Origin of the sequence: Caballeronia sp. PC1 (assembly GCF_021353155.1) — a bacterium.
GTDB lineage: Bacteria > Pseudomonadota > Gammaproteobacteria > Burkholderiales > Burkholderiaceae > Caballeronia > Caballeronia cordobensis.
Genome location: NZ_JAJUBH010000002.1, coordinates 1,205,618 through 1,220,269 on the forward strand (window position 1 = coordinate 1,205,618; position 14,652 = coordinate 1,220,269).

The 14,652-nt window shown below is 62.3% G+C and carries 15 protein-coding genes; 11 read left to right on the top strand and 4 right to left on the bottom strand.

From position 1 onward, the window contains the following. Positions 1 to 4: 4 nt before the first annotated feature. Complete coding sequence (hutG, locus tag LY284_RS21525; RefSeq protein ID WP_233387922.1) at positions 5 to 808, top strand: N-formylglutamate deformylase; 804 nt, start codon at positions 5 to 7, stop codon at positions 806 to 808. A 312-nt stretch (positions 809 to 1,120) separates the two neighbouring features. After that, positions 1,121 to 1,429 (top strand): DUF4148 domain-containing protein, encoded by a 309-nt coding sequence (locus tag LY284_RS21530; RefSeq protein ID WP_014251147.1) that lies wholly within the window; start codon positions 1,121 to 1,123, stop codon positions 1,427 to 1,429. 227 nt (positions 1,430 to 1,656) lie between these two features. Here the strand turns inward: LY284_RS21530 and LY284_RS21535 are convergent, their stop codons facing one another. Next, on the bottom strand, positions 1,657 to 2,361 hold the full coding sequence (locus tag LY284_RS21535; protein ID WP_233387923.1) for a TetR/AcrR family transcriptional regulator: 705 nt from the start codon (positions 2,359 to 2,361) through the stop codon (positions 1,657 to 1,659). A 375-nt stretch (positions 2,362 to 2,736) separates the two neighbouring features. Here LY284_RS21535 and LY284_RS21540 point away from each other — a divergent pair, with 375 nt between their 5' ends. The 8 genes from LY284_RS21540 to LY284_RS21575 all read left to right on the top strand — a co-directional run bounded on the left by LY284_RS21540 (position 2,737) and on the right by LY284_RS21575 (position 11,834). Next, positions 2,737 to 4,017: a Zn-dependent hydrolase gene (locus LY284_RS21540; protein ID WP_233387924.1), complete on the top strand. Its 1,281-nt coding sequence runs from the start codon at positions 2,737 to 2,739 to the stop codon at positions 4,015 to 4,017. An 87-nt stretch (positions 4,018 to 4,104) separates the two neighbouring features. Continuing rightward, on the top strand, positions 4,105 to 5,439 hold the full coding sequence (locus LY284_RS21545) for an NAD(P)-dependent oxidoreductase (protein ID WP_233387925.1): 1,335 nt from the start codon (positions 4,105 to 4,107) through the stop codon (positions 5,437 to 5,439). Between the two features lie 21 nt (positions 5,440 to 5,460). After that, positions 5,461 to 6,747, top strand: coding sequence for an NAD-dependent dihydropyrimidine dehydrogenase subunit PreA (gene preA / locus LY284_RS21550; RefSeq protein WP_014251143.1), 1,287 nt, complete (start codon positions 5,461 to 5,463; stop codon positions 6,745 to 6,747). A 27-nt stretch (positions 6,748 to 6,774) separates the two neighbouring features. Beyond that, complete coding sequence (locus LY284_RS21555; protein WP_233387926.1) at positions 6,775 to 8,262, top strand: NCS1 family nucleobase:cation symporter-1; 1,488 nt, start codon at positions 6,775 to 6,777, stop codon at positions 8,260 to 8,262. 670 nt (positions 8,263 to 8,932) lie between these two features. Beyond that, entirely contained in the window at positions 8,933 to 10,396 is a 1,464-nt protein-coding gene (gene hydA, locus LY284_RS21560; protein ID WP_233387927.1) for a dihydropyrimidinase, read from the top strand. 123 nt (positions 10,397 to 10,519) lie between these two features. Beyond that, a complete protein-coding gene (locus LY284_RS21565) occupies positions 10,520 to 11,284 on the top strand; it encodes a CDP-diacylglycerol diphosphatase (RefSeq protein ID WP_233387928.1) in 765 nt (254 codons plus the stop codon). A 105-nt stretch (positions 11,285 to 11,389) separates the two neighbouring features. Then, the gene (locus tag LY284_RS21570; protein WP_053569609.1) at positions 11,390 to 11,668 is read left to right on the top strand and encodes a BrnT family toxin; all 279 of its coding nucleotides are present in this window, start codon (positions 11,390 to 11,392) and stop codon (positions 11,666 to 11,668) included. Continuing rightward, complete coding sequence (locus LY284_RS21575; protein WP_233387929.1) at positions 11,649 to 11,834, top strand: hypothetical protein; 186 nt, start codon at positions 11,649 to 11,651, stop codon at positions 11,832 to 11,834. The genes LY284_RS21570 and LY284_RS21575 overlap by 20 nt, the downstream gene beginning before the upstream one ends. A 4-nt stretch (positions 11,835 to 11,838) precedes the next feature. On the opposite strand, the gene LY284_RS21580 is transcribed toward LY284_RS21575, so the two are convergent. From LY284_RS21580 to LY284_RS21590, 3 genes are all read right to left on the bottom strand, one after another. Then, the gene (locus LY284_RS21580; protein WP_233387930.1) at positions 11,839 to 12,171 is read right to left on the bottom strand and encodes a hypothetical protein; all 333 of its coding nucleotides are present in this window, start codon (positions 12,169 to 12,171) and stop codon (positions 11,839 to 11,841) included. 94 nt (positions 12,172 to 12,265) lie between these two features. Further along, positions 12,266 to 13,540: an aspartate carbamoyltransferase gene (locus LY284_RS21585; protein ID WP_233387931.1), complete on the bottom strand. Its 1,275-nt coding sequence runs from the start codon at positions 13,538 to 13,540 to the stop codon at positions 12,266 to 12,268. Between the two features lie 39 nt (positions 13,541 to 13,579). Further along, positions 13,580 to 13,999 carry a secondary thiamine-phosphate synthase enzyme YjbQ gene (locus tag LY284_RS21590; protein WP_014251135.1) on the bottom strand — a complete coding sequence of 140 codons (420 nt, stop codon included), beginning with the start codon at positions 13,997 to 13,999 and terminating at the stop codon, positions 13,580 to 13,582. Between the two features lie 124 nt (positions 14,000 to 14,123). On the opposite strand from LY284_RS21590, the gene LY284_RS21595 reads away from it, so the two are divergent. Continuing rightward, positions 14,124 to 14,603, top strand: a complete 480-nt coding sequence (locus tag LY284_RS21595; RefSeq protein ID WP_233387932.1) for a BON domain-containing protein — start codon at positions 14,124 to 14,126, stop codon at positions 14,601 to 14,603. Positions 14,604 to 14,652 lie beyond the last annotated feature (49 nt).

The following is a 14,652-nucleotide window of genomic DNA, read 5'->3' on the forward strand; positions in this document are numbered from 1 at the left end:
TGCCATGAACGACTCATCGATCTTCACGCTCGAACGCGGCAGTGCGCCGCTCCTGATTTCGATTCCGCACCGGGGTACGCAGATTCCCTGCGCGCTCGCCGACGAGATGACGCCGATCGCGAAACGCACCGAGGATTGCGACTGGCATCTGGAGAAGCTGTATGCGTTCGCGCGCGGCCTGGGCGCGTCGATTCTGACGCCGACTTACGCGCGCTATGTCATCGACCTGAACCGTCCGCCCGACGACGCCAGTCTCTATCCCGGCCGCGACACGACGGGCCTGTGTCCCATCGACACGTTCGACAAGGCGCCGCTTTACAAGCCGGGCCACGAGCCGTCGCGCGAGCAGATCGATGCGCGCCGCGCGATGTACTGGCAGCCGTATCACGATGCGCTCGCCGGCGAGATCGACGCGCTGCGGCATGCGCATGGCCGCGTGCTGCTATGGGAAGCGCATTCGATCCGCTCGGTGGTTCCGCGTTTTTTCGATGGCCGCTTGCCCGATTTCAACTTCGGCACGGCGGACGGCGCGTCGGCGGCGCCGGGCCTTGCCGAGCACCTCGCGCGAATCGTCGAGCGCGACGGACGTTACTCGACGGTCGCGAACGGACGCTTCAAGGGCGGCTACATCACGCGCCGCTATGGCAGCCCGGCGCAGGGCGTGCACGCGGTTCAACTGGAACTGACGCAGTGCAGCTACATGGAAGAATCGTCGCCGTTCGCCTACGACGAGACGCGCGCGAATCAGGTTCAGCCGTTGTTGCGCGAGCTCCTGACAGGCGCACTGGCCTTCGTGACCACTGCCTGAACGCTGGCGCGGAAGTGACGATTGACTGACGCAGCCGTAATGGCGACGGGTTTTGCAATCGATTACGGTTGCGTCGGACAATGACAATAATTACGCTTAATCAATAACTTACCCGTCATATTGAACCCGCTGAGCGCTGCATCCTGCGAAATGGATTGTTGCGGATCCAACAATTAAGTTTCGTGCAAATTGGGGTTTCCCCTAGGTCGTCTCCCTCCTAAACTGTCTTCAAGCGAAACGAAATCAGAAACAGCTTAAAAAGCTTCCGATTCCGGATCGATTTCAAAACAAGACTACTGGAGGTTCATCATGATCAAGGCATTCGTTCCCGCACTCGTCATTGCCACCGCTCTGGCCGCCCCGACTTTCGCATTCGCGCAAAGCAACGGCCCGGTGACTCGCGCTCAAGTCCGCGCTGAACTGGTTCAACTGGAAAAGGCCGGCTACAACCCGTCTGAAGATCGCGTGAACTATCCGCAAAACATTCAGGCTGCGCAAGCCCGTGTGAACGCCGAAAACGGCGTCTCGGCTTACGGTCCTTCGGCAGCGGGTTCGTCGGATTCGGGCGCTCGCAAGAGCGTGCCGATGTCGGGCCGTGGCTCGGTCTACTTCGGTAACTGATCGGAACTCGTCGAAAAGTTCGACGAGGCAGCAGCAGTAGTGGTGGTAGCAGCGGTAGTGGTCGTAGTAGACGTCAGCAGAAAGCAGTACTTGCGAGAAAAGCAGCAGGCAGTACGGCAGTTGGCAATACCGCAGTGAAAGCAGTACAGCAATACCGCAGTAAGCATCAGGCAGTAAGCATTAGGCAGTAAAGCGAACGCCGGCCGCTATCGAGGGGCCGGCGTTTTTTATTCAGCGTCCGTTTTCTCTTCGACGCGCGGCGAAACCGCGCCGCACGCGCGAAGCACGAGGCGCACGACTTCCTCCGTCTGTTCATCGAACGCCTTGCGCGTCAGCGCGCGCTTGCCTTTGAGCGCGCGGATTTGCGCGTCGAAATCGGCGTAATGCTGCGTGATCGCCCAGATCATGAACATGAACGTATCCGGCTCGACCGGCGCGAGCAGCCCGCGCGCGATCCAGCTTTCGATGACGATCACGCGCGTTTCGAGCCACGGCTTCACACGTTCGTTGAGAATGTCCTGCATGTGATGCGCGCCGTGGATGATCTCGCTCGCCCATACTTTCGAGCCGAGCGGCCGGCGCCGCGACAGCGCCATTTTCGCGCGCACATAGCCGCCGATCGCCTCGACGGGATCGTCGCTGCATTCGAAGGTATCCGCGGCGCGATGCCAGTCTTCGAACAGATCTTCGAGCACGCGGCGATAGAGCGCGAGCTTGGTCGGGAAGTAGTAGTGCAGATTGGCTTTCGGCAAGCCGGCGCGTTCCGCGATCATCGCGGTGCTCGCGCCTTCCAGTCCTTTTTCCGCGAACACCTCCTCGGCGCACGCCAGAAGCTGCGCTTCGTTGCTCTCGCGAATCTGCGCCTTGCGCCTTCGCAAGGGCGGCGCGTTCCCGTTTTCGGTGATGCCGCCGGCGTCGTCGTCGTGTCTCATCGTCGAATTCTTGTGCATGTGAGCCGCATCGTGCCTGAATCGCGCCGTCGATGCACGCGGCGCTGCATCGCGACGTAAAAGCCGCCGAATCCAGCACCGGCCGATGCTGCATTGCAATGGCACGTTAATCGCTTGGTCCGTTTCGTGTTTGCCCGCACACGAAAGACGTTGATTTGCTTATTTTAATCGGCTACAACCTGTCCAACTGGACAGGATTTGAAAAGCGCTCGCATCGAAGAAGAAGCGCGTCGTTCGCATCATTCATCGCATAACAGAATTCATGCACCGTGCGCGCGCGGACTTGCACCGCCAGCGCCCGGCATGCACGAAACGAAGTCACTCACATACGAAGTCCGATCGTAAGGAGCGAGGCGCATGAACGTGGTAACGGATGCAATCAGAGAGGCGGGTCTCGATACGTCCATCAGAGTGAATGGCCGGCGTCTATGGGACAGCCTCATGACGATGGCGAAAATCGGCGCGACGCCGAAGGGCGGCGTCTGCCGCCTCGCGCTCACGGATCTCGACAGGGAAGGCCGCGATCTCATCGTCGGCTGGGCGAAGGAAGCGGGCTGCACGGTGAGCGTCGATCAGATGGGCAACGTGTTCATGCGCCGCGCGGGCCGCAATCCCGACGCGCTTCCCGTGATGACCGGCTCACACGCGGATTCGCAGCCGACGGGCGGGCGCTTCGACGGCATCTACGGCGTGCTCGGCGGACTCGAAGTGATCCGCACGCTCAACGACCGCGGCATCGAGACGGAGCATCCGGTCGAAGTCGTCATCTGGACCAACGAGGAAGGCTCGCGATTCGCGCCCGCGATGGTCGCATCCGGCGTGTTCGCGGGCGTGTTCTCGCTCGACTACGGCCTCTCGCGCAAGGACGTCGATGGAAAAACGATCGGCGAGGAACTCGAGCGCATCGGCTATGCGGGCGACGTGCCGTGCGGCGGGCGCAAGCTGCATGCGGCGTTCGAATTGCACATCGAGCAAGGGCCGATTCTCGAGGCCGAGGACAAGACCATCGGCGTTGTCACCGATGCGCAGGGCCAGCGCTGGTACGAGATCACGCTGACCGGCCAGGAAGCGCACGCGGGCCCCACGCCCATGCCGCGCCGCAAGGATGCGCTGCTGGGCGCGTCGCGCGTCGTCGATCTCGTGAACCGCATCGGCCTCGATCATGCGCCGCTCGCCTGCGCGACGGTCGGCATGATGCAGGTGCATCCGAACTCGCGCAACGTGATTCCGGGGCGCGTGTTCTTCACCGTCGATTTCCGTCATCCCGACGATGCCGTGCTCGCGCGCATGGACGCCGCGCTGCGCGAAGGCGTCGCGCGCATCGCGGGCGAGATCGGGCTTTCGACCGAGCTCGAACAGATCTTCTACTACGAGCCCGTGAAGTTCGATTCGGCGTGCGTGCAGTCCGTGCGCGCGGCGGCCGGGCGTTTCGGCTATTCGCATCGCGACATGGTGTCGGGCGCGGGCCACGACGCGTGCTATCTCGCGCAGGTCGCGCCGACGTCGATGGTGTTCGTGCCCTGCGTCGACGGCATCAGTCATAACGAAATCGAAGACGCCACCGAAGCGTGGATCGAAGCGGGCGCGAACGTGCTCTTGCACGCGATGCTGGAGCGCGCGTCGGAACCGGCTTCATAAGCGGTATTTTCCTCTGTCGTATTCCCGCCGTCCGCGTTTCCACGCGCGGACGAAAGGCACCCCCACGCCTGAAAAAAAGGAACGCGCATGACCATGAAAGCAATCGGCGATATCGCGAGCCATCGCCTGACGCAGGAGCAGCTCGCGTGCGAATTCTCGGACGTCGCGCCTCTGCTCGACGCCACCGCCGCCGCTGCCGCCGCGAGCCGTTGTCACTACTGCTACGACGCGCCCTGCGTGCAGGCCTGTCCGACGCAAATCGATATCCCCGCGTTCATCCGCAAGATCGGCCACGGCAATCTGAAGGGCGCGGCCGTCGATATTCTCTCGGCGAATCCGCTCGGCGGCATGTGCGCGCGCGTGTGTCCGACCGAGATTCTTTGCGAAGGAAGTTGCGTGCGCAATCATCCCGGCGATGAAGCCGTGAAGATCGGCGCATTGCAACGTCATGCAACCGACGCGGCGATGGCGAAACGCGAGCCCTTGTTCAAACGCGCGCCGGAAACGGGCAGGCGCGTTGCGATCGTCGGCGCGGGACCGGCGGGGCTGGCGTGCGCGTATCGGCTTGCGTTGGCCGGACATGGCGCGGTGATCCTCGATGCGCGCGCGAAGCCGGGCGGCCTCAACGAATACGGCATCGCGGCATACAAGACGGTGGAGGACTACGCGCAGCGCGAGATCGAATGGCTTTACTCGATTGGCGGCATCGAGATCAGGGCGAATCAGTCGCTGGGCCGCGACTTCACGCTCGACGAGTTGCGCAAGCAATACGACGCGGTGTTCATCGCGTTCGGACTTGCGGGCGTGCGCGAACTGGCGCTCCAGGGCGAATTGCTCGATGGCGTGATGAACGCGGTCGATTTCATCGAACGCGTGCGCCAGGCCGATGATCTCGCGAGCGTGCCGGTCGGGCGCCGCGTCGTCGTGATCGGCGGCGGCAACACCGCTGTCGATGCGTGCGTGCAGGCCGCCAAGCTGGGCGCTGCGAGCGTGACGATGGCGTATCGGCGGGGCGTCGAAGACATGAGCGCGACGTGGGCCGAGCGCGAGTTCGCGCAGACCCAGGGCGTGACGATTGTCACGCATGCGAAGCCTGTGCGTTTGATCGGCGATGAAGGACACGTCACGGGCGTCGAGTTCGAACGCAACGGCGAGCGCTTCGTGACCGACGCGGACATGGTGCTGAAGGCCATCGGTCAGACGCTCGTGCCGGTCGGCATCGACAAGGCGCTATTGACGCTCGATGGCGGACGTATCGTCACCGATGAGAACCGTCAGACGACGCTTGCGAAAGTGTGGGCCGGCGGCGATTGCGCGACGCATGAAGGACTCGATCTCACCGTGCAGGCCGTGCAGGACGGCAAGCTCGCGGCGGCGTCCATCGACGCGTCGTTCGAGCTCACTGCGATCAAAGCCGCCTGACGTCAAAAGGAGATAAACGACATGGCCGATCTGACTTGCAACATCGCCGGCATTACCTCGCCGAATCCTTTCTGGCTCGCGTCCGCGCCGCCGACCGACAAAGCGTACAACGTCAACCGCGCATTCGAGGCGGGCTGGGGCGGCGTGGTGTGGAAGACGCTTGGGCTCGATCCGCACGTCGTCAACGTGAGCTCGCGTTACGGCGCGGTGCAGTGGAACGGGCAGCGTATGGCGGGGCTGAACAACATCGAGCTGATCACCGATCGTCCGCTCGACGTGAACCTGCGCGAAATCGAACAGGTCAAGCGCGACTGGCCCGATCGCGCGCTGATCGTCTCGCTGATGGTGCCGTGCAACGAGCACGACTGGAAGTGGATTCTCCGCCAGGTGGAAGACACGGGCGCGGACGCCGTCGAACTGAACTTCGGCTGTCCGCACGGCATGAGCGAGCGCGGCATGGGCGCGGCCGTGGGACAGGTGCCCGAGTATGTCGAGATGGTCACGCGCTGGGTGAAGGAAGGCACGAAGCTGCCGTGCCTCGTGAAGCTGACGCCGAATATCAGCGATATCCGCATGGGCTCGCGCGCCGCGTTCAAGGGCGGCGCGGACGGCGTGTCGCTCATCAACACGATCAACTCGATTGTCGCGGTCGATCTCGATCAGATGGCGCCGATGCCGACCGTCGACGGCAAGGGCACGCACGGCGGCTATTGCGGCCCTGCCGTGAAGCCGATCGCGCTCAACATGGTTGCTGAAATCGCGCGCGATCCGGAGACGCCGAACTTGCCGATATCGGGCATCGGCGGCATATCGTCATGGCGCGACGCCGCCGAGTTCATGGTGCTCGGCGCGGGCAGCGTACAGGTGTGCACGGCGGCGATGCACTACGGCTTTCGCATCGTGTCCGATCTCGCCGATGGCCTGTCGAACTGGATGGACGAAAAAGGCTATGCGACGCTCGACGCCATTCGCGGCCGCGCCGTGGCGAACGTCACGGACTGGAAGAACCTCAATCTCAAGTACGACATCAAGGCGCGCATCGATCAGGACAAGTGCATCAAGTGCGGGCTCTGCCATATCGCGTGCGAGGACACGTCGCATCAGGCGATCCTGAAAGAGAAGGAAGGCAAGCGTCATTTCGAAGTGGTGGATGCCGAATGCGTCGGCTGCAATCTGTGCATGCATGTGTGCCCGGTCGAGCAATGCATCACGATGGAACGCGTCGATGCGGGCGAGTACGCGAACTGGACGACGCATCCGAACAATCCCGCGCGCGTCGATGCAGAAGAGCCCGCGAAGGCCGCATAAATTGCTTACTCAACCGGAGTGCAATCCATGAAGCAGACAGCGCACGATGTCGAGTCCAGCAGCCTGTATAACGACGATCTCGCGCCGACCGGTCCCGCGCAGCGCACGTGGAAGTGGTATCACTTCGCGGCGCTGTGGGTCGGCATGGTGATGAACATCGCGTCGTACATGCTGGCCGCGGGCCTCACCGATCAGGGCATGTCGCCGTGGCAGGCGGTGATGACGGTTCTGCTCGGCAACGTGATCGTGCTCGTGCCGATGCTTCTGATCGGTCATGCGGGCGCGAAGCATGGCATTCCGTATGCGGTGCTGGTTCGATCGTCGTTCGGCACGCAGGGCGCGAAGCTGCCGGCGTTGCTGCGCGCGATCGTCGCGTGCGGCTGGTACGGCATTCAGACGTGGCTGGGCGGCAGCGCGATCTATACGCTCCTGAATATCCTCACCGGCAATGCGTTGCACGGCGCGGCGCTGCCGTTCATCGACATATCGGTGGGGCAGCTTGCGTGCTTTCTGCTGTTCTGGGCCTTGCAGTTGTACTTCATCTGGCACGGCACGGATTCGATCCGCTGGCTCGAAAGCTGGTCCGCGCCGATCAAGGTCGTGATGTGCGTCGCGCTCGTCTGGTGGGCGACGACGAAAGCGGGCGGCCTCGGCTCGATGCTGTCGGCGCCGTCGCAGTTCGTGGCGGGCGGCAAGAAGGAGGGCCTTTTCTGGGCGACGTTCTGGCCGGGTCTCACCGCGATGGTCGGTTTCTGGGCGACGCTCGCGCTCAACATTCCCGACTTCACGCGCTTTGCACGTTCGCAGCGCGACCAGATGATCGGCCAGTCGATCGGCTTGCCTGTGCCGATGGCTTTGCTTTCCGTGATCTCGGTCGTCGTGACTTCAGCGACGGTGGTGATCTATGGCAAGGCGATCTGGGACCCGATCGATCTCACTAGCCGCATGACGGGCATCGGCGTGGGCATTGCGTTGCTGATTCTGACGCTCGACACGATGTGCTGCAATCTTGCGGCCAATCTCGTCGGGCCTGCTTATGATTTTTCGAGCCTTTGGCCGAAGGGGATTTCTTATCGCGCGGGCGGCATGATCACGGCGACGATCGCTATCGTCATGATGCCGTGGAAGATTCTCGCGACGACGCAGGGTTATATCTTTACGTGGCTCGTCGGGTATTCGGCGCTGCTTGGGCCGGTCGCGGGAATCATGATGGTGGATTACTTTTTTATTCGCGGCACGCGGCTCGATCATCGGGAGCTTTTTGCCGAGGACGGCGAGTATTCGTATAGCAATGGATGGAATGTTGCGGCTGTCGTTGCTTTGCTGGCTGGCGTGTTGCCGAACTTGCCGGGGTTCTTGCATACGGCGTTTCCGGGTTCGTTTTCGGGGGTGCCGGCGGTTTTTAATGCGATCTATACGTATGCGTGGTTTGTCGGGCTTGTGATTGCGGCTGTGGTTTATGGGTCTTGGATGAAGCTGCGGGGGAGTTCTAGAGCGGGGGTGTTGAGTGCTTGAGGTTTTGACTGTCGCCGGATCCCGTATTCGCGGTGGTTTATTAGCACTGCCCCTGTGCGGGGCGGCACCTACTTTCTTTGCTGCTGCAAAGAAAGTAGGCAAAGAAAGCAGCTTTCCCCAGCCTAAGCACTTCACGCCGGCCGCGGCACAGGCGATTGGCTGAATGGAACCCGGAGTAGCGAGTGTTCTTGTTGCCGTACCGGGCTTGGATCGCGCACGGTCTGACGAGCTAATACGCAAGGGGCGCTGGTTCAGCACGAAATAGCTTCGGCACAGCGCTACGCGCTGCCGCCGGGTATGCAAGGGAAACCCACGCATACCCGATTAACCCATCGGCCGCGAAGCGGGCTGGAACTTGAAATGGCTGTACCAAGAAATTAAGTGGCGCGATGTGACGGACCGTGCGCGATCCAAGCCCGATGGGTCCTTCGAGGGCGACACTTAGGCGAGTGCCATCGTGGAGGAGAAGAGTAGCCAACGTGCGTGTGACCGCGGGCGGTGAGAGAGCTGCTTTCTTTGGTGACTTTCTTTGCAGCAGCAAAGAAAGTTACCCCCGCCCCGGGGAGGGGCAGAGCCAATAGACCGACAAGAAAGCAGGATTTCACGCAAGCACAAGCACAAGCAAACGAAAAGCAAGCGCAAGCAGAACCCAAACAGGAGGAACCAAAAAATGCCCACACTAATCCGCGGTGGCACCATCATCGACGCAGACCGCACCTACCGCGCCGACGTCCTCTGCGCAGAGCCCCAGGAAGGCGGCACCATCCTGGCCATCGCCCAGGACCTAAAACCCGACCCAAACACAAAAACCATCGACGCCGGCGGCCAATACATCATGCCCGGCGGCATCGATCCGCATACGCATATGGAACTGCCCTTCATGGGCACCACCGCCAGCGACGACTTCTACACCGGCACGGCAGCGGGCCTGTCGGGCGGCACGACGAGCATCATCGACTTCGTGATCCCGAGCCCGAAGCAACCCCTGATGGACGCCTTCAAGGAATGGCGCGGCTGGGCGGAAAAGGCCTCGGCGGATTACGGCTTTCACGTCGCGGTGACGTGGTGGGACGACTCCGTGCATCGCGACATGGGCCTGCTCGTCCACGAACACGGCGTGTCGAGCTTCAAACACTTCATGGCCTACAAGAACGCCATCATGGCCGACGACGAAGTGCTCGTGAACAGCTTCACGCGCTCGCTCGAACTCGGCGCGCTGCCGACCGTGCACGCGGAAAACGGCGAACTCGTCTTTCAGTTGCAGAAGCAATTGCTGGCCAAAGGCTTCACGGGACCGGAGGCGCATCCGCTGTCGCGTCCGCCCGAAGTGGAAGGCGAGGCGGCCAATCGCGCGATCCGCATCGCGCAGGTGCTCGGCGTGCCGCTCTACATCGTGCATGTGTCGGCGAAAGATGCCGTCGATGTCATCGCGAAAGCACGCAACGACGGGTTGCGCGTGTTCGGCGAAGTGCTGCCGGGCCATCTCGTGATCGATGAATCGGTCTATCGCGATCCCGACTGGACGCGCGCCGCCGCGCATGTGATGAGCCCGCCGTTTCGCACGAGCGAGCATCGCGAGGCGTTGTGGCGCGGTCTGCAATCAGGGCAATTGCATACGACCGCCACCGATCATTGCGTGTTCTGTGCGTCGCAGAAAGCCATGGGCCGCGAGGACTTCACCCGAATCCCGAACGGCTGCGGCGGCGTGGAAGACCGCATGGCGGTGCTGTGGCATCACGGCGTGAACATGGGACGTCTCACGCCGAACGAGTTCGTGCGCGTGACATCGACGAACGCCGCGCAGATCTTCAATCTCTATCCGCGAAAAGGCGCGGTTCAGGTGGGCGCGGACGCGGATCTCGTCGTGTGGGACCCGAACGCGACGCGCACGATTTCCGTGAAGACGCATCATCAAAAAGTGGATTTCAACGTGTTCGAAGGCATGACGGTGCAGGGCGTCGCAACGCACACGCTCACGCGCGGCGCGCACGCGTGGGCCAACGGCGATCTGCGTGCGGAGCGCGGCGCGGGGCAATATCTGAAGCGTCCGCCGAACGCGTCGTACTTCGAGGCGGCGCGCGTTGCGAACAAGCTGAAGGAACCGCATCCGGTGAATCGCGCGGAAACGGCCTGATTGTGCCGGGTGGCATGGCCTTGCGCGCGGTGCGGCGCAGGGCTGTGCCGCGTTCCGGCGCTTTCACGCGCTTGCAAGCATAATCCGGCAGGCTCAAGCCTTTTGCATCGCCGGATCATGCCGATGAAAACCTCGAAAAAACTCCGCTTCCTCCCGGCGCTCGCCGCGCTTTTTCTGCCGCTCGCCTGCGCGGCCAATCCGAATGCGTTGTGGGAGATCGTCCATGACTATTGCGAGCCCGCCGCCGAAGGGGCGCGCGTGCAGCAGAAATGCGCGGACGTGAATCTCGCGGGCGGCTATGCGGTGCTGAAGGATCTCGTCGGCATCGCGCAATATCTGCTGATTCCGACCGCGCGCGTGAGCGGCATCGAAAGCCCGGAATTGCTGGAGCCGAATGCGCCCAACTATTTTCGCGATGCCTGGAACGCGCGCGGCTACGTGAACCGCGCGCTGCGTCGCACCTTGCCGCGCGATGAAGTGTCGCTGGCCATCAATTCCGCGAGCGGGCGCACGCAGAATCAGTTTCACATTCATATCGATTGCCTCGCGCACGACGTCGCGCAGACGCTTCGCGAATTGGGACCGACGATCGGCACGGACTGGGCGCCGCTGCCGGTGCGATTGCGCGGTCACGTCTACAGCGCAATGCGCATCGACGATGCCGACCTCACGCATACCGATCCCTTCAAGCTGCTCGCGCCCTACGCGGCGAGCCGCGGCCAGACCATGGGCGAGCAGACGCTATTGCTCGCGGGCGCGACCCGCGGCGACGGCGCGCCTGTGTTCATCCTGCTCAACGATCATGTGCAGCCGGGCAACTGGGCTTCGTCGGAAGAGCTTCAGGATCACACGTGCTCGCTGGCCGATCGGTCTATAGAAAAGCCGTGACGCTTCCAGAAGAATGAAGTGACGCGATTGCTTCGGAATGCGCATCAAATCCATGCATTTCGGAATTTCGCGCCTTGTCACTTCATCTTCTGGGAACCACAATGAATGCTCTTCGACATTACGTTTGACCCGTTGAAGGACGCGATCAATCGTCTTCAGCATGGCGTGTCGCTCGATCTTGCGAAAGAGATCGTCTGGAATGACGTCGTGTTGAAAATCGACAAACGTCGCGATTATAGAGAGGTTCGCGAAGTGGCGTATGTACCGCTTCGCGGCCGCACGTTCTGCGTGGTCCTCACGCGGAGACACAACGCGTTGCGCATCATCAGCCTGCGCCGCGCAAACAAAAGGGAAATACGCAAGTATGGAACATCAAACATTTAACGGACTCATTCTTCCAACCGACGAGGAGGAAGAGGCGATCAACCGCGGCATTGCGCTGGACCCTGACACGTGGGAACTCAGCGACGAGGAGTTCAAGGAGCTGAAACCCTATTCCGTCTGGATTCTCGAAAATCCTAACGGCACCGAACCTCCCGCCGCGGCATGAGCTGTCACCCCGCGTCGCGCGCAGGCAGCCGGTGCGCAAACACGCGCGGCGAAATGCCTTCCACGCGCGCTTCGGGCAGCACGCGTTTCAATGTGCGCAGCGTGAACGCGAGATCTTCGCTGGCCGTATCGAATTCGAGCTGCAGGTCGCAGCCTTCACGCTGCGCCTGACTCACATAGATGCCGAGGGGTGAATGAAACAGCGCGCGTATGCGTTCCCTAGATGCCTCGCCGTCGGCGAAATGCGCGACGGCCAGAATGCGCACGCGCTGGCATGCACTGAAACCTTCATCCTGTAATTTTCTGCGGCTGGCAGCCCACGCGAGCGACATGTCCATGGCCGTTGCTCCATCACGTTTTCCTTGAGTAGAAGCATAGGCCGGCTTTCATCAATGACACGCCAAGAAACGGGCGCGGCGTGTAAAAAACGTATCAATCGAAGCCGTGGAAGACGGCATCGTCCGGGCCGATCGATGCAGGCGATTTCCACGCCGCGTCGCGCATCGAATGCTGCACCTGATGCTCGACGCCCAGCAGCACCGCGAAAATCGCCATGCGCACCGCGATACCGTTGTCGGTCTGGCGGAAGATCGCGAGCCGCGAGTCGTGATTCAGATCGGTTGCGAGATCGTTCGCGCCGGGGCGGCTGTCGCGCGGCAGGGGATGCATGATGAGCGTGTCGCGGCCGCACACGTCGTCCACGAGCGCCTGATTGATCTGGAAATCCGGCGTGTAACCTTCGATCGACTCGTCGGCGAAACGCTCTTTCTGAATGCGCGTGGCATAGACCACGTCCGCGCCCGCGAGGCCCGCGCGCAAGTCGCTCGTTTGTTCGATCACGTGATCGCCGCGCGCGATCCGCTCGACGATATGCGCCGGCATCTCCAGCGAGCGCGGCGACACGAGCGTGAACTTGAGCCCCTTGTAGAGCGAAAGCAGCTTGGCGAGGGAATGCACGGTGCGCCCGTACTTGAGATCGCCGACCATCGCGATATGCGCGCCGTCGACGATCTTCCCGAGACGCGAAAACTCGCGCTGGATCGTGTAGAGGTCGAGCAACGCCTGGCTCGGATGCTCGCCGGGGCCGTCGCCGGCGTTGATCACGGGAATGTTGGTCGCGCGCGCGAACTCGGCGACCGAGCCTTGCTCCGGATGCCGTACGACGATCGCGTCGGCGTATCCGCTGATCACGCGGCTCGTGTCGTAGATCGATTCGCCCTTCGCCATCGACGAAAACGTGAAGCCCGTCGTGTCGCACACCGATCCGCCGAGCCGCGCGAAGGCCGCGCCGAAACTCACGCGGGTGCGCGTGCTGGCTTCGAAGAAGAGGTTGGCGAGCACGGCGCCTTCGAGCACGCGCGTGATCTTCTTGCGCCGGGCGATCGGCTGCATCATGTCGGCCGTGCGGAACAGCGCCTCGGCCGATTCGCGCGAAAACTGGTCGATGGAGAGCAACTGCGGCCGGCCTTCGAAGTCGATAGCGGAATATGCGCTTTGCGTATATCCACCGTTCTCCGGCATGCCCGACAGAATTTCGCCGACGTAGCGGCCCGCGATTTCCGGCATGGCGCGCGACTCGGGCGACTCGTCCGGCAGCAGCCAGGTGTCGAGCGCGCGGCGTGACACGCCGATGCGCGACGCGAACGAATCGCGCGTCATGTTCAGACGCCGCATCGCGTCCCGAAGAAGGGTCTGCTGCTGGGTCATCGTCACCGCTCCGAAAATATACGCGGTGCGTATATTAGGTCACTCGCCGATCAGATGCAAGACGAGTTCGCGGTGATGCGGCGCCGTCCGATGCTCGAAGACGTAAATGCCTTGCCACGTACCGAGCACCATCCGGCCCGCCTCGACCGGAATCGATAGCTGGACGGTCGTCAGCGCGGTGCGCAGATGCGCGGGCATGTCGTCGGGGCCTTCGGTGTCGTGCACGTATCGACCGGGCGCTTCTGGCGCGACCGATTCGAAGTAGCGCTCCAAATCGGCGCGCACGTCGGGATCGGCGTTCTCCTGGATCAGCAGGGAGGCCGACGTATGCCGGCAAAAGAGGGTGAGCAGGCCGGTGCGGATATTCTGAAGATCGATCCAGTGATCGATGTCGGGCGTGACTTCGTGCAGGCCGCGCGAGCCTGTCGCGACCGTCAGATGGTGGAGTGCCTGTTTCATGTCGGTAAGTTCCGGGAAAGGTGGGCGCCACGTTCATGAGTTTACCGGCTTCCTTGCGCGCCGATCCGTTACGGTTCGATGAACTATCCTGTTCTGGACGATGGTTCGACGAAAGACCCGCCCGATGACCAAAACGCTTTCGATAAGACAATCCGCATCCGCGATGCTCCTTGCGGTCGCGATTGCCGCCCACGCCGATGACACGCGCGAAAACCGCGGCAACGATCCTTTCCTGCACGTATCGAGTGCCATCGCCGCTTGCCCTGCGCCGCTCGGCCCGTTCGAAACCGAACAGGAATGGCTGGACGAAGCGCATTACCGCATCGAGCGCGGCAATAGCTGCTGGATCGCCGGCCGCTGCCGTCTCTCGAACAGTTACGACTACGACAAGGAAATTGCGCAGAGCGTCACGCGGCGGCTCGCTTCGCTGAACGCGACGCTGCAATGGCGCGAGAAAACGAGCCTGTGGCTGACGCTGCAACGCCGCTTCATCTATCTCGACGGCTGCGTATCGCGCGATTTCGACACCGCGCGCTTCGTGTCCGCGCTCGGCGAAACGGCCGATGTCGAAAAGGTCATCGACCGCACGACGCGTCGGCCGTGATCGCGTAATTGGCCTAAGCTGAAAGAGAGACCGAAAACGAGGAACCGCA